This window comes from Hyphomicrobium sp. 1Nfss2.1, from assembly GCF_965243865.1.
In the GTDB taxonomy this organism is placed as follows: Bacteria; Pseudomonadota; Alphaproteobacteria; order Rhizobiales; family Hyphomicrobiaceae; genus Hyphomicrobium_A.
In genome coordinates, this window is the sequence record NZ_OZ251603.1 from 2,202,787 (window position 1) to 2,223,570 (window position 20,784).

Below are 20,784 nucleotides of genomic sequence, written 5' to 3' on the forward strand. Positions count from 1 at the left end.
ATCATCACTCCGGACGTATGACACCGGCTAGACTATTGGTACCGAAGGACGAAATTTCAACAGGAACAATGCGGCCGAGCAGTTCTCGAGGCGCTTCGGCATGCACACCCTGCAGGAACGGCGACCGCCCGATCAGCTGACCAGGGTGGCGTCCGGGCCGCTCGAACAGCACTGGGAGGGTCCGCCCAACGCAGTGCGCGGCAAAGTCCGACTGGTGTTTTTCGATCCGCGCCTGCAGCCGCGCCAGCCGCTCGGTCTTAACCGCTTCGGATACCTGGCCATCGAGTTTCTCAGCCGGCGTGCCGGGCCTGGCGCTGTACTTGAACGAGTATGCGGCTGCAAAGCCAATTTCGTCGAACACCGCCAGCGTTTCTTCGAACTCGGCGTCCGTCTCTCCTGGAAACCCGACGATCACATCGGTCGACAGCGCCAGATCCGGCTGCGCGGCCCGAATGCGGGCGACGAGATCGATGTACTCCTGCGCCGTGTGCTTCCGGTTCATCGCGGCCAGGATGCGATCCGAACCCGCCTGGAACGGCAGATGCAGATAGGGCATCAATTTCGGCTCGTCGGCATGCGCGGCGATCAGGTCATCGCTCATGTCGCGTGGATGGCTGGTCGTATAGCGCAGCCGCTCCAACCCTTCGATGCGCGCCAGATGGCGCACCAGATCGGCGAGCGAGTACACGCGCCCGTTCGAACCCTCGCCATGATAGCCATTAACGTTCTGCCCCAGCAGCGTCAGCTCGCGCACGCCTGAATCCACCAGCGCCCGCGCCTCGCGCTCGATATCCGCGACAGAGCGCGAATATTCCATGCCGCGCGTATACGGCACGACACAGAACGTGCAGAATTTATCGCATCCCTCCTGCACGGTAAGGAACGCCGTCACGCTGCGCGTGGGCGCCCGCACCGGGAGGTGCGCGAACTTCTCTTCTTCCGGAAACTCCGTCTCGACCAGCGAGCGCCCTTCAGCGCGCGACCGCTTAATGAGCTGCGGCAGGCGATGATAACTCTGCGGCCCGATGACGAGGTCGACCACCGGCGCACGGCGGGCAATCTCTGCTCCCTCGGCCTGCGCCACGCACCCGACCACGGCAACCACGGTGTCGCTGCCCGCAGCTGCCCGCTCCTCCTTGAGCACGCGGATGCGCCCAAGGTCCGAGTAAACCTTCTCAGCAGCCTTCTCGCGGATATGGCAGGTGTTGAGAATGACGAGATCGGCGTCCTCTATGGCGCTCGTCTCGGAATATCCGTCCGCCGCCAGCGCCTCGGTCATGCGCTCGGAATCGTAGACGTTCATCTGACAGCCGAAGGTGCGCACGAACACCTTGCGTCCAGCCCGCGGCATCTCAGCCTGGGCGGCCTCGGCCAGCACCGAAGTTGCCGTATCTTCTTCAATCTCCGGAAGACGATCGTCCATGGGCATCCAACTACCGCTCGGCTTCGCGCCCTGCCAGCCAGCCGGCGCGGATCTACCTGTCTATCGAGCGATGCTCCCTACGTCCACTTTTGGCCCGGATCTGCGGCGACACGTACCCTCACAGCCGCTGGCGCCGCGACCGGATCGGCGATGTCCACCTTCTCGCCGTCCTGCCGGGCCCTCAGGCTGCGCACGACGTTTTCGCGGACTTCCCCTTCACTGTGGCGCGCCAGTTCCTTGCGATCGGTAAAGCTGGAAAGCGGAACAGGCGCTCCAATGCGGATTTCGACGTCCAGCGGCCCTGCCTTCAGCAGTTCCCAGGCGTGGGAGCGCATTTCCATGTCGCCGAACCAGGACACCGCCGGCCGATCCGCCCGGCCCAGTGGCAGGCCATGCAAGCGCGTATAGACGGCAGACAGCGTCTGCACCACCGCGTCCGGAGCCGCGCCCACCTCCCCGGCCGAAGGCTTGGCCGCCGCGAACAGCGAGGTCATGAACGGCAGAACACGGTTACCGTCGCTCGAGGTCCCCTCTGCGAACAGCACGATGGTGTCGCCCCGCGCCAGGCGGCCCGTGATCTCGCCCGCCGTCGTACCCACCGCAGTACGTCGCGAGCGGTCGACGAATACCGTGCGCTGCAGCCGCGCCAGCGAGGAGACGAACGGCCAGCTCGCCACCTCCTTCTTGGCAACGAACGACACGGGCGCCACGGCTGACAGCACCGGGATATCCAGCCACGTCGTATGATTGGCGATGATCAGCACCGGGCGATCGCTCGCCACGTTCCCAGTAATTTTGATGCGGATGCCGAGCAGGCGGCAGACCTGGCGATGGTACCAATGCGGAAATGTGCGGGCCCGACGCGAACGAGACCGGACGAGCAGCGCCTGCACAGGCATCAAAGGCACCGTGAGTGCGAAGAAGCCCGCCAGAACAGCACCACCGCGAAACGCACCCATAACTCTCTCCGCGTCGGCTACGGCTTCTTCGCCGACTTCGCACGCACGCCATAAAGCTCGAGCCTATGTCCCACCAGCTTGAATCCGAGCTCGCGCGCGATCCGCTCCTGCAGCGCCTCGATGTCCTCGTTGCGGAACTCGATCACGCGCCCGGTGGCAACATCAATCAGATGGTCGTGATGCTCGCGCGAGGCAACCTCATAGAAGCCGCGCTTCAGCCCGAAATCATGCCGTTCGAGAATACCCTTCTGCTCGAACAGCTTTAGCGTGCGGTAGACCGTCGACATCGAGATGCGAGGGTCCTCGGCGTTCGCCCGGCGATGCACCTCTTCCACATCCGGGTGATCCTTGGCGGCCGACAGAATGCGGGCAATGACGCGCCGCTGGCCGGTCATCCGCAGCCCCTGCTCGGCACACAGGCGTTCGATGCGGCTCAACCCAGAATTTGCAGCTTCGGCCATGCGGCGGTGGTTTCTCCACTCTCGCTACGGTCACCGACTTATAGGAAAGCCCCCACAAGCCGTCCACTTCTGAAGGTGGGCTATGCCAAGTCGAGCGCGAGGATGATCGCGTCCGCCTGGGTGCCGTCAGAGCGCTTGTAATAGCCCTTGCGGCCCCCTGCCGGTACGAAGCCCATGCCCGTGTAGAGGGCGCCCGCCGCGTGGTTATCCGAAGCCACTTCGAGAAAGACGCGCTTGACCTCCGCCCGCCGCGCCGCGCGCACGAGCCCCTCGACCATGCGCCGGCCAATTCCCCTGCGCTGCCACTCTGGTGCAACGCCCACCGAGAGAATCTCCGCCTCATCGGCGGCGATGTTGCCGAGGATGAACCCCACCAGCGCATTGGGCTCACGCACCTGCGCGATAAACGAGGCAGATGCCGGATGTTCGATGGAATTGGTGATGCTGGCAGCGTCCCAAGGCGGATCGAACAACTGGGCGTGCAGAGCAGCTATCTCTTCGGCCCGATCGGGGCTCGCCCACAAAAGACTGAAGTTTCTGGGATCGAGTGGGATTGCAGCCTGACTCATGCTCTAGCGACGGCCTTTCCATCCTGGGGCTTCGCATCGGGTGGACGCAGGTAGAGAGGAGACAGCGGCGTCTCTGACAGCGGCAGCGATCCGGCAAGATGCGCCAGCGCGACAGCATCTGGAATGAGATCGGGCAGCAACGGATAACTGACCCGCCCTTTCAGCGCGGCAATCTCTGCCACGGCCTGGCTGGCCGAGCCGACGAGCACAATGGGCTCCGAGCCGCCGAGCCCAGCGGCATCGTCGAGCGATAGCAGCATCGGCGCCGTGACTGCATCCGCGCCACCGCCCGCGCCGAACAACTGCGCATAGACTTCGCCGCGTCGCGCATCGACGACGACCGCCATAGGTTTGTCGCCGATCTTCGCGCGCGCCGCCTCGGCCATGACCGCAAGGCTCGATGCACCGATCGTACCGGCCCCTGTAGCCAGGGCCAGAGAGCGCGCCGCCGCAATGGCGATCCGCGTCCCGGTGAACGTACCTGGACCAGTTGTGACAGCAATGCGATCGATCTGGTGGAAGCCGAGATCGGCTTTCGCCATCACCTCGCCGATCATCGGGATCAGCCGCTCGGCATGCCCCGTCTCGAAGCGTTCGAGCAGCGAGCTGCGCACCGACACAGCTCCACCGCGCAACTCGGCAACGCACGCCGAGCAGCCGTCGAAACATGTATCGAAAGCGAGAATATGCATGTCCGAAGCCTATACGCATGGCGCGGCGGTTACACCACCCGAAAATTACGCGCGGGTGTCAGACAATTCGGCCAATCTCGTCGAAGCCGAGCCGCGGCGACCGTTCACGAAGCACAGACGCATCGCCATAGCCGAGGTTGCAGAGGAAATTCGATTTAGTGCTCGTCCCGGCAAAGAAGGCCGCGTCGACGCCAGCATTATCGAAACCCGACATCGGTCCGCAGTCGAGTCCCAGAAGACGCGCAGCAAGAATGAGATAGGCCCCCTGCAGTGTCCCATTGCGGAAAGCAGTCTCGCGAATCTTCTCGGGCTGGCCGGCGAACGATCCACGCATGTCCTTGTGCGGAAACGTCTTTGGCAGATGCTCGTAGAAGTCTAGATCGTACCCGATGATGACGCACACCGGCGCCTGCATCGTCTTTGCGCGGTTGCCCTCGCTGAGCAGCGGCTTCAGCTTCTCTTTGGCTTCTTTGGACTTCACGAACACGAAGCGCGCGGGCTGACAGTTGACGCTCGTCGGCCCCATTTTCACGATGTCGATGAGCCTATGCAAAAGGCTGTCGGGCACGTCCTTCGCCTGCCACGCATTGTGCGTTCGCGCATCGAGAAATGCCTGGGCGAGCACGCTGTCATCGACTTGCATGCCGATCTCCTCAAGTCCTCGTTGGAAACGAAAAACCCCGCCAATTGGCGGGGTTTGCGATGGGCACCCGAGCGGCTCAAACCGCCTCTACGGCCTGAACCTCCGGGCAGAAATGCCGAAGCAGGTTCTCGATCCCGTGCCGCAGCGTCGCCGTCGAGCTGGGGCAGCCGGAGCACGCGCCGCGCATGTGCAGATAGACGACGCCTTCGCGGAAGCCCGAGAACGTGATGTCACCGCCGTCTTGCGCCACCGCCGGACGCACGCGCGTCTCCAGCAGTTCCTTGATCGTGGAGACGACGGCCTCGTCCTTCGGATCGTAGGAGCTGGAGCCCTCCTCGTCGTTGGACGTTTCCTCGACCGTCGGAGCACCCGACATGTAGTGCTCCATGATCGCGCCAAGGATCATGGGCTTCAGGTGCTGCCACTCTTCGTCACCTTTGGTGACGGAGATGAAGTCCGACCCCAGGAACACGCCGCGCACGCCCTTGATATCGAACAGGCGCGAGGCGAGCGGAGACGCCAGCGCCTCGCCCTTATCGGTGAAGTCGGCCGTGCCCTCGGAAAGCACGGACTTCCCCGGGATGAACTTGAGCGTCGCCGGATTGGGGGTCGCTTCGGTCTGAATGAACATCGGCCTAGCCTTTCCGATCTGGCATGCCGGAGCGCGCCCGGCCTTCCATTCTCAGCTTAGAAGTTTTCTAAAGATAGTCTACCCGGCCCAAGATTTCGAGGCCCAGGAGAGGCTTCTGATCCGAGCCTTCTAATCCAAGGAGCGGACATCCTCCAGAGCAAGTGTCCCCGGCACGATGGTGATCGGGATCGGAAACTTGCCCATTGAGCTACCCGCGGCGAGCGATGAGACCAGCGGTCCGGGCCCAGCGGCTTCCGCCGACGCTCCCAAAACCAGCACGGCGATATCCTCGTCCTCGTCGATCAACTTGCGGATTTCCTCGCCCTTTGCGCCCTCGCGGATCACCTCCTCGCAGGCGACGTTCTCATACCCGGCAAGGTTGAGCTTGCGACGCATCAGCCGGAACAGCGCCTTTGCCTTCGCTGTTTCCTCCTCGACCTGCTGCTGGCGCACGTTGATCCAGTGCTGGAATTCCTGCGGCACGATGACGTAGAGCAACACCAGCGTCCCCGATGAGCGCTGCATGCGGTTGGCCGCGTAATAGAGCGCCGCCTCCACCTCGGGAGTCTCGTCGACGACCACGAGAAACTTCCGAAATTTGTCGGCTTCGAACGAGCGGCGTTTGATTCCCGTAGTCATCTTGTCATGCTGCCATGCTGCGGCCACTCACGCCATAACTCTCGCACACACCTGTCATCCCGGAAACGTCGAGCGCAGCGAGACGACGAAGCGGCGACGCCAGCCCACACTTGGCCGCCGAAGGCGGCAAGGGCGCACGGCGCCCCGCCGCTTGTGTCAGCCCCGATCAACTTCTTACAAAACCAACCACGTCTTTGACCTGGTTCATAATCGGCGTCGCGATTACCCGCGCACGCGCCGACCCATCGGCGAGGATACGGTCGATCTCCGCCGGATCGCCCATCAGACGCACGATCTCAGCCCGGATCGGCCCCAGCTTCTCCACCGCGACCTCGGTCAGCGCCTTCTTGAAGCCCGTGAAGATGCTCGGCCCCTCTTTCGAGGTGTCGATCAGCATCTGCAGCCCGGCTTCCTTGCTGGTGCCTGCGAGCGCCGCGTAGATGCCGACCAGATTGTCGATCTCTGGCCGCGCCTTCAGCTCTTCGATGTTGCTTGGCGGCGCGGGTTCCATGTCGGTCTTCGCCCGCTTGATCTTGTCGGCGATGACGTCCGTATCATCCATCAGGTTGATGCGCGACATGTCCGACGGCTCGGACTTCGACATCTTCTTGGTACCATCGCGCAGGCTCATGACGCGCGTCGCCGGCCCAGTGATCACCGGCTCCGGCTGCGGGAAGAAAATGCCATCCTCGTAGCCAGCCTCGACGATCTGATCGCGGAAGTCGTTGTTGAACTTCTGCGCGATGTCGCGGGCAAGCTCGAGATGCTGCTTCTGGTCCTCGCCGACGGGCACATGCGTCGCCTGATAAGCGAGGATGTCCGCTGCCATCAGGTTCGGATAGGCGTAAAGACCGACCGAGGCGTTCTCGCGGTCCTTGCCGGCCTTCTCCTTGAACTGCGTCATACGGTTCAACCAGCCGAGCCGGGCAACGCAGTTGAACACCCAGGCGAGTTCGGCGTGTGCTGCCACCTGACTCTGATTGAAGACAATGCTCTTTTTCGGGTCGAGGCCAGACGCGATATAGGCCGCCGTCACCTGGCGGATTGCGTTCTTCAGCTCCTTGGGGTCCTGCCACACCGTGATCGCGTGCAGGTCGACGACGCAATAGATGCACTCGTGCGTCTTCTGCATCTCGATCCACTGCACCATAGCGCCGAGATAATTGCCCAGGTGCAAGCTGCCGGTCGGCTGCATGCCGGAAAAGACGCGCTCTTTGAATGCCATGGGAGCCCCTTGAAGTGATTGCGCGCGTTATGGCGCGCTCGGCCCCGGCGCGCAAGACATCACCCCGAACCCGGCCCCACTTCAGCATGGTAAGCGCAGCGCGCCATGCTCTGCGCCCGACGGGCGCCGCGCCGAGGCGCGGCTATCAGCCCGCGCGACCTCCGCCGCACACAAAGCTTCCCGCCGCCCGTGTCAGCCCAATATCAACTAGGACTCTTGCGTGACAGGAACCGGCGAAGCTGCTTCCGGTCCAGTGCCCCCGTCGCGAACACCGCGACGACGTACGCGATGAAGCCCGCACCAACCAGCGCGATCAGCGCCCCGGCGCGTTCGAATTCCGGCGTTGGCGGCTTGAACTTGCCGTCGAGCAAATCGGCAACGACCCACAAAACCACGCCCATGATGACGCTCGCCGCAATGACCCGGGGTAGCGTCTGCTTCAGCCGCTTGTCGGCTACGAAGTGCCCATGCCGGGCCAGAGTTGCATAGAGCAGTCCGGCATTGAGGAAGCCGCCCAGCGTCGTGGCAACTGCGATACCGAGGTGAGGCATCCAGCCCAGATGGCGGAACAGGAAAAACAGCGCGATCGAACCAATCGTATTCGCCGTTAGGCTGATCGTCGCGTAGATCATCGGCGTGCGCGTGTCCTCGCGCGCAAAGTACGCCGGCGAGAATACCTTGATCAGCACGAAGCTCGGCAGACCGATCGCGAATATCGCCAGCGCCCACGCCGTTGCTGGCGTATCGGAAGCCGTGAAAGCCCCGCGCTCGAACAGCGATGCTACAATTTGAGTCGGTACCACAGCGAGCGCCACCGCCGCCGGCAGCGTCAGCAGCATCGCAAACTCTAACGAGCGGTTCTGGCTGTCCATCACCGCTTCATGGTTCTCAGCCCTGAGATGCCGCGCCACGTCCGGCAGCAGCACCACGCCGATGGCGATCCCCACGATCGCAAGCGGTAGTTCATACAGCCGGTCAGCGTAGTAGAGATACGAGACCGCGCCGTTCTGCATCGACGCGATCACCGTGCCGATCACGATGTTGATCTGCGTCACGCCACCAGCGATCACACCCGGAATGCCCAGCTGGATGAGGCGGCGCATGCCTTCCGTCATCCGTGGCCTGCGCAGCTTCAGCCAAATACCATTGCGGCGCAGACCATCGAGCAGGACCACGAGTTGCAGGATACCGGCGGCGAACACGCCCCACGCCTGAATCACACCGGCCGTCGGATCGTTCTGATAGCCGAGCCACAAGCCAATCAGCGTGGCCGCCATCATGGTGACGTTGAGCACGATCGAGACGGATGAGCTTTCGACGAACTTCCCGAACGAGTTCAACACCCCCGACATCAGCGCCACCAGTGACATGCACATGAGGTAGGGCATCGTGATTCGGGTCAGCAGCACCGCCAGGTCGAACTTTTCCGGAGTCTCACTGAACCCCGGCGCCAGCCCATACATCAGCAGCGGCATGCTGATCTCGGCGATCACCGTCAGGATCAGCAGGATAAAGACCAGCCCCGACATCGCCTCCTCGGCGAACGCCCGCGCGGTCTCCTTCCCCTCGCCCTCCAGGCGCTTGGCGAACAGCGGCACGAACGCGGCGTTGAACGCGCCTTCGCCGAACAGCCGCCGGAACAGGTTGGGAAACCTGAACGCCACGAAGAACGCATCTGCCACCATGCCCGATCCCAGGATCGCGGCAATCAAGATGTCGCGTAGAAAGCCGAATACGCGGCTCAACAGCGTGAGGCCGCCGACGGTCGCGAAGGAGCGATAGAGCTTCATGGGCGGTGAGCGGTAGCGGAGCCTTGAGCGGAGAGCAAGCGGCCTCTTGCTGCACTTGCTGCCATTTGCGCCAACGTTGACATCGCTACCGTGATTGCGTGACAACGATGCACGTAGGCTGTGGAGGATAGGGCCGATGTTCCCCCTGGGAGATGACAATTCCACGCGGCGTTCAACGCCGTTTGTCACCTACGCCCTCATCGCCATCAATGTGCTCGTCTTCCTGCAGGAGACCCAGGCGGGGGAGGCCTTCATCCAGCAATGGGCCTTTACCCCGGCACGTTTCGGCGCCGATCCATCCGGCAGCCTGGTAACGGTCTTCACCGCCATGTTCATGCATGGCAGCTGGATGCATCTCGGCGGCAATATGCTCTATCTCTGGATCTTCGGTGACAACGTCGAGGACAACTTCGGCCACCTGAAGTATTTGCTGTTCTACCTGCTCGCCGGCATCGCCGCGACGTTCGCCCAGTACTTCATCAATCCCGCCTCCAACATCCCCAACCTCGGCGCCTCCGGTGCCATCGCTGGCGTGCTCGGCGCTTATCTGCTGATGTTCCCCCACGGAAAGGTCAACGTCCTGATGCGCGGCGGGGTCGTTGCCGTACCGGCAATTCTCGTCCTCGGCCTCTGGTTCGGCCTCCAGCTCTTCTCCAGCGTCGGATCCCTGGCCACCACCCAGGGCGAGGAACAGGGGGGCGTCGCCTTCATGGCCCATGTCGGCGGCTTCGTGGCGGGCTTCCTGATGGCTTTCCTCTTCCGAGGCAATAGTAACGATCCGCGCATTTCCGCCTGACCGGACAGCGCAATTGCCATTGCCTCGCCTTGAACCCTTGGGCTAATTGGCGCATCAGTTTGGTTGGTGCCGAGGCTGCGTGCCAAAGCTCGGGAAAATGCGATGCTGCGGCTGGCTTTTACATTCGTCCTTCTACTGCTGATGCTCTTCGGCGGAGCCGTCTGGCTGCTCGGTCTCGAACCGCAGCTTCCCACTGTCGAGCGTGAGGCCCAGAAGCAGGAAAAACCGGCAAAACAAGACGAAGCGGCCAATAAGCAGCCTGCTGACGACATCGACGCACTGCACAAAGCCCTCGAGCGTAACCCCACACCCTCCGATGGCTCGGCGAGCTTCGACATCGCGCGCATCGATCCCGAGGGCGCCTCCGTCTTTGCCGGCCGCGGCGAACCCAATTCGCTGGTGACCATCACCGTCGACGGCAAAGAGATCGGCACCGCTCAGGTCGACGAAAACGGCGAGTGGACCTTCACGACCGAGGGAAGGATTTCCAATCCCGATGGCAAGCTAGCGCTGTTCAAGGCGCCTCCCGGATCTGTCCCGCGTGACTTTGCCGCCGCCGAGCCGAAAGCGCCGAAGAAACCTTCAGCCTCCGCCTCGGCGTCTGCCGAACCTAGCCAGAAGACCGCTCGCGCTGTCACCTCCGACATGCTGAAGAGCCTCGAAGGCATGGTCGCCGAAGCGCGCAAGGCCGAGGGAAAGACCGAGGACCGCGCCACCGTCCCAGAGCCTGCCGTTGCACCGACAGCGCCTGCCGCAGCCGCGCCGTCCAGCAGCGCCGCAACAGCACCGGCCCGCGAAAGCACGCCGCCGCCCGGAAGCGCCTCCACACAGAAGTCCGCCGTCGCTGCGTTCGCCACCAATTTGCCCGAAGCGTCCCCGCGCGCTTCAGTGCCCGTCCCCGTCACCTTCGTCTACAACGAGGCCACGCTGACGGGCGAAGGCCGCCGCGCCGCCAAGCTTCTGCTCGAATATCTGCAGATCAAGCGGTTTCCCAAGATCACGCTCACGGGCCACGCAGACGAGCGCGGCAGCGACCAGCTCAACATGAACCTGTCCCGCGACCGGCTCGAGACGGTGGCGCGCTTCCTGCGAGAAGGCGGCTACGGCGGACAGCTGGATCTCGTCCCCAAGGGCAAATCGGAGCCCTACACCGGGGTCGTGCGAGGAGACTTCAGCCAGGAAGACCTCTGGCAGCTCGACCGCCGCGTCGAGCTTCTCGTCTCCCGTTGATCAGAAAGACGCTGCCACGTCTATTCGGCCGGAGGCGCCACCACCTGCGCATCCTCGCGCGGCTCTCCGAGAACCTCGAGCAGCCCTTTGCGGATCGTTTCCTGCCGCTGCTTGCCGTCGACCTTCTTCCCCGTCAGGTCCGTCACGTAGAACACGTCGACGGCCTTCTCGCCGAACGTCGTCACGTGCGCCGATGTAATGTCGAGCATCAGGTTCGAGAGCGTGCTCGTCAGCTGGTACAGAAGACCCGGACGATCGCGACCCGCCACCTCGATCACTGTGAACTGATCCGACAAGCCATTGTTGATGATGACGTCCGGCTCCACCGTGAACGCCATCACTCGGCGCGTCGGCGGTCCGCGGTCAGCCAGTAGCGAGTCCAGCCAAGCATCGCCACGCAGCAGCCGCCCGATCAGATCCCCGATCCGCTTGCCCCGCCGCAGCTCGTCTTCGTCGTCACTGAACGCGCGGTTGAGCAGGAACGTATCCAGCGCATAGCCATCCCGCGTCGTCATGATGTGTGCGCCGGCAATGTTGGCGCCCGCCGCCGCGCACGCGCCAGCAAACAATGACAGCAGCCGCGGATGATTGGGCGCGACGATGGTCAGCTCTGTAATAGCGGTAAAGGCATCGGTGCGCGTGTCCGTGGCAAGATGCAGCCCTTCAAGCTCGGCTCGGCGCAAAAGGCGCGCATGCTCGACTCGCCGTTCAGCATCGGTCCGCAGCCAATAGTCCGGATAATGCCGCTCTATGTAGCGATCGATCTCCTCGTTGGACCAATCCGTCAAAGACTGGCGCAGCGCGATCTGCGCCTCCGCCGTGCGCTGGCCGCGCTGCATCTGCGTGTGACCGCCAGCCACCAGCGGTTCGGTCTCGTAGTAAAGTGTGCGCAGCAACTGGCCTTTCCAGCCATTCCAAACGCCCGGCCCCACCGCGCGGATATCCGCAACCGTGAGAAGCAACAACAGCTTCAGCCGCTCAGGGCTCTGCACCACGTCCGCAAAATCCCGGATCGTCTTCGGGTCGGACAGATCGCGGCTCTGCGCGATATTGCTCATTGTCAGGTGATGCTCGATCAGCCACGCCGTCGTCTCGGTCTCTGCCGGCGTAAGGCCGAGCCGCGGCCCCAATACGCGGGCGATGCGCGCACCGACGATCGAGTGATCCTCTGTCTGCCCCTTGCCGATGTCGTGCAGGAACGCTGCCACATAAAGCGCGCGACGGTTCTTGACCGTCCCGATGATCTCCGTCGATAGCGGCAGCTCATCGCCCGTACCGCCGCGCTCGATGTCCGCCAGCATTCCGACCGTGCGTACCAAATGCTCGTCGACCGTATAGCTGTGATACATGTTGAACTGCGTCATGCCGACGACGCGCCCGAATTCCGGCACGAAGCGCCCCAGCACGCCCGCCTCATTCATGCGCCGCAGCGACATCTCCGGGTTGGCGTGCCCGGTCAGCAGCTCGATGAAAATCCGGTTTGCTTCGGGGTTTTCGCGCAGGCTATCGTCGATGAGCCGTTGCGACTGCCGCAACAGGCGGATTGCATCCGGATGCAGGAACGAGTTTGACAGATGCGCTTCGGCGAAAAAGCGTATCAGGTTCACCGGATCGCGTTTGAACACATCCGGATCGGCAACGTTGAGCCGATCGTTGTCGATGCGAAAGTCCGTGCGCACACGCAACTGTCGGCGCTGCTTCCAGTTCAGCGGACGCAGGAAGCGTGAGATGCCCGGCGACGCCTTGAGCTGCTGCATCTCCAGCGCTGAGCACAGGATCGTCGTCAAGTCACCGACCTCCTTGGCGACGAGAAAGTAGTGCTTCATGAAGCGTTCGACGCTGCGCAACCCGCCGCGGTCATGGTAGCCGAGCTGCCGCGCCAGCCACGGCTGCACGTCGAACGTCAGCACCTCTTCGGCACGCCCGCTGCCGAAATGCAAAAAGCAGCGCACCGTCCAGAGAAAATCTTCGCAGCGCCGGAACGTCGCCACTTCGTCGGGCTGAAAGATACCCGCGGCCACAGTCGCCGCGCCGACGCCCTGCCCATAGAGATACTTCGACAGCCAGTGCAGCGTATGCAGATCGCGCAGGCCGCCTTTGCCGTCCTTCACGTTCGGCTCGACGCGATACCGGCTGCCGCCTGTCTGCTTGTGGCGTGAGTCGTACTCTTCCATCTTGGCGTCGATGAAGTCGCGCGCCGTGCCCGCCACCACCTCGTTGCGGAAGCGATCCTCGAACTCGCTGTAGAGCTGCGCATCGCCGTGAATGAGCCGCGCATCCAGCATCGACGTGCGCACCGTGATGTCGCTGCTCATCTTGATGCACTGGTCGACCGTGCGCGTCGCGTGTCCAACCTTGAAGCCGAGGTCCCACAGCACATACAGCATGTATTCGGCGACGCTCTCGCCCCATGCCGTCTGCTTGTATGGCAGCAGGAACAGCAGATCGATATCGGACCCAGGGGCAAGCAACGCGCGCCCGTATCCGCCGGTCGCCACGATCGCCATACGCTCCGCGTCCGAGGGATTGGTTGCCCGGTAGACGTGCGCGACCGTGTAATCGTAAAGGACGCGTGTTAGCTCATCCTGAAACTGCGACAGACCAGCGGCACACCGCCGCCCCTTGTGATCGGCCTCCAAGCCCTTGCGCGCCGCATCGCGCGCGTCCGCGACCAGCTGCTTTAGCCGCTCGACCATGGCAGGCCGCGCCCTCTGGATATCGTCACCATTGGCGCGGAGATTTGCGGTCAACTCGACACGCAGTTGCTGCGAGTCGAAATAGGGTGCGGTCTGTAGGATTGCCTTGTCCATAGCCTGCGCGGCGTCGGCTGACTGACCGCAATTCTCCTAGCCTAGCGTTCCGGCTCGCCCCGCCGCATCGCCTTGAGCCTGTAGAGCATATCGAGCGCCGCGCGCGGGCTCAGCTCATCAGGCTGCAAGTCGTCGACGGCCCTCTCCAGCGGCGAGGGTCCCGCCGGCGGAGCAGTGATCACCGTGCGACTTACAGCAAAGAGTGGCAACTCGTCGAGGCCGCCGTTCTTGGCGTTCTTGCGGCTTTCGCTCTTTTCGAGCAACCCCAGCACCTCACGTGCCCTGGCAACGACATCGCTCGGCAGCCCGGCAAGCTTGGCAACCTGAATTCCGTAAGACCGGTCCGCCGCCCCGGGCTTCACTTTGTGTAGAAACACGATCTCATCGTGCCATTCGCGCACATCGATCGTCACGTTTGCGACGCCATCGAGCCGCCGCGCAAGCACTGTCAGCTCGTGATAGTGCGTTGCAAACAATGCCCGCGCTTTGAGCACATCATGCAGATACTCGACGGTCGCCCATGCAATAGAGAGGCCGTCGAACGTCGCCGTGCCGCGTCCGATCTCGTCCAAGATGACGAGCGAACGCTCACTCGCCTGATTGAGGATCGCCGCGGTCTCGACCATCTCCACCATGAATGTCGACCGACCGCGCGCCAGATCGTCCGAAGCGCCGACGCGGCTGAACAGCCGGTCCACCACGCCGATCATCGCCGAGCGCGCCGGCACATAGGAGCCCATCTGCGCCAATACGGTAATGAGCGCGGCCTGGCGCAAGAATGTGGATTTGCCCGCCATGTTCGGGCCGGTGACCAGCCAGATTCGTCCCTTGGCCATCTCCTCATCGCCGCCAGCGCCAGCGCCTTCACCCAGAACGCAATCGTTCTCGATGAACGCATTCGCCTTGGCTGCACGCAGTGCCTGCTCGACCACCGGATGGCGACCACCGCGGATATCGAACACCTGGCTCGTATCGATCTGCGGGCGCGTGTAGCCTTCGAAGCGCGCCAACTCCGCCAGAGCCGCCGTCGCATCGAGATCGGCAATCGCCGCCGCGACACGCCCGAGCGCATCGGCTTCCTTTTGAATCGCCGCGGCGAGCTCGGCAAAAATCTCCTGCTCGAGGTTCAGCGCCCGCTCCGTCGCCGAAGCGATGCGTCCTTCGATGTCGACCAGCTCCAGCGTCGAGAAGCGCACCGCATTCGCCATCGTCTGGCGATGCCGGAATTGCTCTGCCAGCGGCCCTTCGAGCAGCGGCTTGGCGTTGCCCTGCGTCACCTCGATGTAGAAACCGAGAATGTTGTTGTGACGCACCTTCAGCGTTTTTACGCCGGTCAGCTCGACGTATTTGGCTTCGAGCCCGGCCATCACGCCGCGGCCGTCCTCCTTCAGCCGCCGCGCTTCGTCGAGTTCGGCTCGATAGCCCGCCCGCACGAAGGCACCATCGCGCTTCAGGTGCGGCAGCTCATCGGCGAGCGCCGATTGCAACTCCTCGCGCAGCCTGCCGGCGACAACGGTCAACTCTCCCGCCATGCGCCCCAGTTCGGCCGGCAGCCCCATGCCGGCACCGGCCGCAGTCAGCAGGCGAGCGCAACCTTCTGCCACGCCGAGCCCATCGCGCACGGCACCCAGATCGCGCGGCGAGCCGCGCCCGAACCCGAGCCGAGAGATGGCGCGCGCAATATCGGGAGCGGAACGCAGCGCCTCGCGCAGATCGCGCCTCAGGTTCTCCTGATCAACGAGGTATCCCACGGCATCGAGGCGCGCATTGATGCGGTTGACGTCACGTAGCGGGCTCGCGAGCCGCGCCGCCAGCTCGCGCGCACCCGCACCCGTAAGCGTGCGATCGATCGCCGACAGCAGCGAGCCCTGCTTCTCACCCGACGCCGAACGCACCAGCTCCAGGCTGGCGCGGCTCGCCGCATCGATCAGCAGGATCGCATCCGAGCCCGACCGCTTCGGCGCGCGCAGAACCGGCGCCCGCCCCATCTGTGTCAGCTCGATGTATTTCAGCGCCGCGCCGATCGCCGCCAGCTCCGCCCTCGAAAAGCTGCCGAACGCGCCAAGCTCCGCCACCTTCAACTGCGCCTTGAGCCCCGCTTCGCCCGCGAGGCTGTCGAAATAGGCCCCCGGCACCGGCGTCGGAGCCGCCCCGACCCGCTCCACCCAGGCGCGCAGCTCGCCATCGGCATAAAGCGCATCAGGTAGGATCACCTCGCTCGGAGAGAGGCGCGCCAGCTCACCGGGGAGGTCGGCGCCCATCACCTCACCGACTTCCACCTCACCGGTCGAGATGTCGACCGAGGCCAGCGCGAGACCGCCATCCATCGCCAGCGCACTGCCGGTGCCTTGCCCGCCGCTGCGGTACAGTGCCGTCAGATAGTTGCGCGCCTTCTCATCGAGCAGCGTGTCCTCGGTCAGCGTGCCCGGCGTCACGAGACGCACCACATCGCGGCGCACCACCGCCTTTGCCCCGCGCTTGCGCGCCTCCGCCGGATCTTCGAGCTGCTCGGCCACCGCCACGCGATGGCCAGCCTTGATCAGCCGGTGCAGATATTCGTCCGCGCGATGGATCGGCACGCCGCACATCGGGATGTCTTCACCCAAATGCTTTCCGCGCTTCGTGAGCACGATGCCGAGCGTTGCCGAGGCCGCCACTGCGTCCTCGAAGAACAGCTCGTAGAAATCGCCCATGCGATACCAGAGCAGACAATCGGGGTTCGCCGCCTTGATCTCCAGGAACTGCGCCATCGATGGCGTGGCTTCGACATTAGTCGGAGACGCGGGCGCCGCAGTGGCCTGCGCGTCAGCGACGCTCCGAGGCGCTGCGGGCGCCTGATCCTGCACCGCAGCGCCCTCCGGCAAAGCCTCTAAATCTCTTATTCTTGCGCGCTTTCCCGCCATTGGCGGCTGTCCCCCACTGCCGCTCCCCTCAGCGGCTCGCAACGATAACGAGACCGCCACAGGGGTCAAACGCTGCGCCGGACTTGTTCACGGACAACACAGCCGCATCTTCTAAGTGATTGTTTGATCACGCCTGCGAGCATATGGTTCGCGCCCGTTCAACCGGACATCCTCCCATGACCACCGCCCGCAGCTCCAAGGCAGCCAAGGCGCGCTTCACCGACCAGGAAGCGTTGCAGTTTCACGCCCAGGGAAAGCCCGGCAAGCTGGAGATCACGCCAACCAAGCCGCTGACGACGCAACGCGACCTCGCACTTGCCTATTCGCCCGGCGTTGCGGTTCCGGTGCTCGCAATAGCGGAAAATCCTGCCGCCGCCTACGACTACACCAACAAGGGCAACTTGGTCGCCGTGGTCTCCAACGGCACGGCCATTCTCGGGCTCGGCAATCTCGGCGCGCTTGCAGCCAAACCGGTCATGGAAGGCAAGGGCGCGCTGTTCAAGCGCTTCGCCGACATCGACGCCATCGACCTTCTCGTTAGCACCGAGGACCCTGACCAGTTCATCAATTCGGTGCGCTACCTCGGCCCCTCGTTCGGCGGTATCAACCTCGAAGACATCAAGGCGCCGGACTGCTTCATCATCGAGCAGCGGTTGAAAGAGCTGCTCGACATCCCCGTTTTCCATGACGACCAGCACGGCACCGCGATCATCGCCGCTGCCGGCCTCATCAACGCTGCCGAGCTGACCGGCCGCGACCTGAAGGATATCAAGCTTGTCGTGAACGGCGCCGGCGCCGCCGGCATCGCCTGCCTCGAGCTTGCGGTCAATCTCGGCATCCCCAAGCAGAACGTCATCCTTTGCGACACCAAGGGCGTCATCTACCAGGGCCGCAAAGACGGCATGAACCAGTGGAAGTCGGCCTTCGCCGCCAAGACCAAGGCGCGCACGCTCGCTGATGCCCTGAAAGGCGCCGACGCATTCTTCGGCCTCTCCGCTAAGGGCGCCGTCACCCAGGAGATGGTGCGCTCGATGGCGCCAAAGCCGATCATCTTCGCCATGGCCAATCCCGACCCAGAGATCACACCCGAGGAGGTTGCAGCCGTCCGCGACGACGCCATCATGGCGACCGGCCGCTCCGACTACCCGAACCAGATCAACAACGTCCTCGGCTTCCCCTTCATCTTCCGCGGCGCCCTCGACGTGCGCGCCTCCACGATCAATGAAGCGATGAAAGTCGCCGCCGCGCACGCGCTTGCCGAGCTCGCCCGCGCCGAGGTCCCCGACCAAGTCGCCGCCGCATTTTACGGCCGGCACGCCACCTTTGGCGCCGAGTACATCATCCCCGCGCCCTTCGATCCGCGCCTCATTTCCACTGTCCCCGTCGCTGTCGCGAAAGCAGCCATGGATTCCGGCGTCGCCCGCAAGCCCATCGTCGACATGGAAGCCTATGTCGCGCGCCTCGAAGGCCGCCTCGACCCGATCGCGGGCTGGCTGCAATCCACCTACAGCGCCGTGCGCCAGGACCCCAAACGCATGATCTTCGCCGAAGGCGAGGAGCCCGCCGCGATCCGCGCCGCCAACAGCTACTTCTCGCAAGGCTTCGGCGTTCCGATCCTTGTCGGCAACGCTGACGCCGTTCGCGAGCAATTCCGCGCGCTCGGCATGTCGCTTCGACCCGAGTACGAAATCGTCGACATGCGCAAGAGCCCGCATCTGGAGGAGTTCACCAACTACCTCTACGCGCGCCTGCAGCGCCGTGGCTACTTGCGCCGCGATTGTCAGCGCCTCGCCGCGAACGAGCGCAACATCTTCGGTGCTTTGATGGTCGCGCATGGCAATGCCGACGCGCTCGTCACTGGCATCACGCGCAACTGGCGCAATGTCTTCGACGATGTGCAGCGCGTACTCGACCCTGAGCCCGGCCGCACCGTGATAGGCGTTTCCCTCGCCATCGTGCGCGGACGCGCCGTGCTCGTCGCCGACACCAGCGTGCACGAGGTGCCGACCGCCGCCCAGCTTGCCGACATCACCGTTGAGGCCGCCCGCGCTGCCCGCAATTTCGGCATCGAACCGCGCGTTGCCTTGCTCGCCTATTCCACCTTCGGCCAGCCGCGCGGCGAGCGCTCCGACCAGATCCGCGAGGCCATCGCTCTACTCGACGAACGCCAAGTCGATTTTGAGTATGACGGCGACATGGCAGCTGACGTCGCGCTCAATCGCGATCTGATGTGGCATTATCCGTTCTGCCGTCTGTCCGACACCGCCAACGTGCTGATCATGCCGGCCTTTCATGCCGCCTCAATCGCCACCAGCATGCTGTCAGAACTCGGCGGTGCAACCGTGATCGGCCCGATCCTCGTTGGCCTTTCGCGACCGGTTCAGATCTGCGGCTTCGGCGCCAAGGACAGCGACCTCGTCAACATGGCCGCCATCGCCGCCCACGACGCCGGCCGCTGACCCGCGCCTTCGCGCGCCTCACCTGTCATCCTCGGCTTCATGCCGAGGGTCCAGTCCAATCAGCATGGCGAGCAAAGCACGCCATGCTCAGGCGCCAAGGGCGCCCGGCGCCACGCCCCGATCGTCCGAGCGCCTATCAGCGAGGACGTGAATCGGCGGCGCAAAAATGAGCCGGATATCAGCTTGCTCGACGCTCGCCGCACGCAAATCTTCTCGCCGCTTGTGTCACTGCAAAGAAAGCTAATCCATCGACAAGATCATGTTCCGCACCAGCGGATAGATCTGCCCTTCCCAGCGGCGCCCACTGAAGACGCCGTAATGGCCGACGCCCACCTGCATGTGATGGCGCTTGAGGTGCGGCCTGAGGCTCGAGCACAGATCGTGCGCCGCCGCAGTCTGCCCGAGACCGCAGATATCGTCGCGCTCACCCTCGACCGTCAGCAGCGCCGTCTTGCGGATCGCTTTGAGATCGACCGGCTGCCCGCGATACTTCAGCTCGCCTTTCGGCAGCAGCGCATCCTGGAACACCCACTTCACCGTCTCCAGGTAGAACTCGGCCGACAGATCGAGAACCGCGAAGTACTCGTCATAGAAAGTCTTGATGACCTGAGCTTTGTCGAACTCGCCATTGCGCAAGTGCTCGTGAAGCTCCTGATGCGCGGCGTAATGCCGATTGATGTTCATCGACATGAACGCGAACAGCTGCACGAAACCCGGGTACACCTGTCGGCCCGCGCCGGGATAACGCCACGGCACACGCGCGATCAGATTGCGTTCGAACCAACCGATCGACTTGCTCTGGGCAAGGCCGTTCACCTTGGTCGGGTTGATGCGCACGTCGACCGGGCCTGCCATCAGCGTCATGCTGGCGGGCTGCGCCGGGTTGCCTTCCGCCGCCATCACAGCAGCCGCGGTAAGCGTCTGAACGCACGGTTGGCACACCGCCACGACATGCGACCCCGGCCCCATCTTCTCCAGAAACCGCATGACGTACGAAACGTAGTCGTCGAACCCGAATCGCCCCTCGTCCAGGCTTACGTCGCGCGCGTTGTGCCAATCGGTGATGTAAACGTCATGATCGGCGAGCAACGTGCGCACCGTATTGCGCAGTAGCGTCGCGAAATGGCCCGATAGCGGCGCCACCACGAGAACCCTCGGCTGCTCGAAGTCGATGTCCTTCTTGAAGTGCAGCAGCGTGCCGAAAGGCAAGGTCAGCGCCGCCTCTTCGGTAACCTCGACCTCGCGATTGCCGACGGTCACCGCAGGAATTCGATAATCTGGCCGCGTATGTGTGAGCCCCGCGCGCGCGACCAGCTCGTATGTCGCCGACAGGTTCCGCATGATGGGAACGGTGGCGTGGTGCCCCCAGGAGCCGGGCGCCAATGCACCGAGAAGCTCCAAAGAGTGGCGGGCGATCGATTTCGCCGGCTCGACGAGGTCAGAGTGCGCTTGATAGGCGAGGTAGAGCATCTAGTCTCATTCTACGGGCTGACACAGTCGGCGAAATTTGATCATCAGCCTATTGTGCGGTGCACAAACGCTAGTGCATCCTGG

General features: G+C 63.7%; 16 protein-coding genes. 3 read left to right on the top strand and 13 right to left on the bottom strand.

Features of this window, described 5'->3' with window-relative positions:
* Nucleotides 1–4: 4 nt before the first annotated feature.
* The 10 genes from miaB to murJ all read right to left on the bottom strand — a co-directional run bounded on the left by miaB (nt 5) and on the right by murJ (nt 9,032).
* On the bottom strand, nt 5–1,423 hold the full coding sequence (gene miaB / locus ACP15D_RS10755) for a tRNA (N6-isopentenyl adenosine(37)-C2)-methylthiotransferase MiaB (RefSeq protein ID WP_424957497.1): 1,419 nt from the start codon (nt 1,421–1,423) through the stop codon (nt 5–7).
* Between the two features lie 77 nt (nt 1,424–1,500).
* Nucleotides 1,501–2,382: a lysophospholipid acyltransferase family protein gene (locus ACP15D_RS10760; RefSeq protein ID WP_424957498.1), complete on the bottom strand. Its 882-nt coding sequence runs from the start codon at nt 2,380–2,382 to the stop codon at nt 1,501–1,503.
* Between the two features lie 17 nt (nt 2,383–2,399).
* The gene (locus tag ACP15D_RS10765; RefSeq protein WP_424957499.1) at nt 2,400–2,843 is read right to left on the bottom strand and encodes a Fur family transcriptional regulator; all 444 of its coding nucleotides are present in this window, start codon (nt 2,841–2,843) and stop codon (nt 2,400–2,402) included.
* Nucleotides 2,844–2,923: 80 nt separating this feature from the next.
* Nucleotides 2,924–3,412 carry a ribosomal protein S18-alanine N-acetyltransferase gene (rimI, locus tag ACP15D_RS10770; RefSeq protein WP_083555659.1) on the bottom strand — a complete coding sequence of 163 codons (489 nt, stop codon included), beginning with the start codon at nt 3,410–3,412 and terminating at the stop codon, nt 2,924–2,926.
* Complete coding sequence (gene tsaB, locus ACP15D_RS10775) at nt 3,409–4,104, bottom strand: tRNA (adenosine(37)-N6)-threonylcarbamoyltransferase complex dimerization subunit type 1 TsaB (RefSeq protein WP_424957500.1); 696 nt, start codon at nt 4,102–4,104, stop codon at nt 3,409–3,411. Before tsaB ends, rimI begins: the two co-directional genes overlap by 4 nt.
* Before the next feature lie 58 nt (nt 4,105–4,162).
* Nucleotides 4,163–4,753 (bottom strand): malonic semialdehyde reductase, encoded by a 591-nt coding sequence (locus ACP15D_RS10780; RefSeq protein ID WP_424959219.1) that lies wholly within the window; start codon nt 4,751–4,753, stop codon nt 4,163–4,165.
* 70 nt (nt 4,754–4,823) lie between these two features.
* The gene (locus tag ACP15D_RS10785) at nt 4,824–5,378 is read right to left on the bottom strand and encodes a NifU family protein (RefSeq protein WP_424957501.1); all 555 of its coding nucleotides are present in this window, start codon (nt 5,376–5,378) and stop codon (nt 4,824–4,826) included.
* A 129-nt stretch (nt 5,379–5,507) separates the two neighbouring features.
* Nucleotides 5,508–6,017: a universal stress protein gene (locus ACP15D_RS10790; RefSeq protein WP_424957502.1), complete on the bottom strand. Its 510-nt coding sequence runs from the start codon at nt 6,015–6,017 to the stop codon at nt 5,508–5,510.
* A 166-nt stretch (nt 6,018–6,183) separates the two neighbouring features.
* Nucleotides 6,184–7,242 carry a tryptophan--tRNA ligase gene (trpS, locus tag ACP15D_RS10795; protein WP_424957503.1) on the bottom strand — a complete coding sequence of 353 codons (1,059 nt, stop codon included), beginning with the start codon at nt 7,240–7,242 and terminating at the stop codon, nt 6,184–6,186.
* A 203-nt stretch (nt 7,243–7,445) separates the two neighbouring features.
* Entirely contained in the window at nt 7,446–9,032 is a 1,587-nt protein-coding gene (gene murJ / locus ACP15D_RS10800; RefSeq protein WP_424957504.1) for a murein biosynthesis integral membrane protein MurJ, read from the bottom strand.
* A gap of 136 nt (nt 9,033–9,168) precedes the next feature.
* Between murJ and ACP15D_RS10805 the strand changes: the two genes are divergently transcribed.
* Complete coding sequence (locus ACP15D_RS10805) at nt 9,169–9,828, top strand: rhomboid family intramembrane serine protease (RefSeq protein ID WP_424957505.1); 660 nt, start codon at nt 9,169–9,171, stop codon at nt 9,826–9,828.
* A gap of 102 nt (nt 9,829–9,930) precedes the next feature.
* Nucleotides 9,931–11,058 carry an OmpA family protein gene (locus ACP15D_RS10810; protein WP_424957506.1) on the top strand — a complete coding sequence of 376 codons (1,128 nt, stop codon included), beginning with the start codon at nt 9,931–9,933 and terminating at the stop codon, nt 11,056–11,058.
* Between the two features lie 20 nt (nt 11,059–11,078).
* On the opposite strand, the gene ACP15D_RS10815 is transcribed toward ACP15D_RS10810, so the two are convergent.
* Nucleotides 11,079–13,868 (bottom strand): [protein-PII] uridylyltransferase, encoded by a 2,790-nt coding sequence (locus ACP15D_RS10815; RefSeq protein WP_424957507.1) that lies wholly within the window; start codon nt 13,866–13,868, stop codon nt 11,079–11,081.
* 41 nt (nt 13,869–13,909) lie between these two features.
* Nucleotides 13,910–16,771 (bottom strand): DNA mismatch repair protein MutS, encoded by a 2,862-nt coding sequence (gene mutS, locus ACP15D_RS10820; protein ID WP_424957508.1) that lies wholly within the window; start codon nt 16,769–16,771, stop codon nt 13,910–13,912.
* 176 nt (nt 16,772–16,947) lie between these two features.
* On the opposite strand from mutS, the gene ACP15D_RS10825 reads away from it, so the two are divergent.
* Nucleotides 16,948–19,230: an NADP-dependent malic enzyme gene (locus ACP15D_RS10825; RefSeq protein ID WP_424957509.1), complete on the top strand. Its 2,283-nt coding sequence runs from the start codon at nt 16,948–16,950 to the stop codon at nt 19,228–19,230.
* A gap of 240 nt (nt 19,231–19,470) precedes the next feature.
* On the opposite strand, the gene ACP15D_RS10830 is transcribed toward ACP15D_RS10825, so the two are convergent.
* On the bottom strand, nt 19,471–20,700 hold the full coding sequence (locus tag ACP15D_RS10830; RefSeq protein WP_424957510.1) for a polyhydroxyalkanoate depolymerase: 1,230 nt from the start codon (nt 20,698–20,700) through the stop codon (nt 19,471–19,473).
* Between the last annotated feature and the right edge of the window lie 84 nt (nt 20,701–20,784).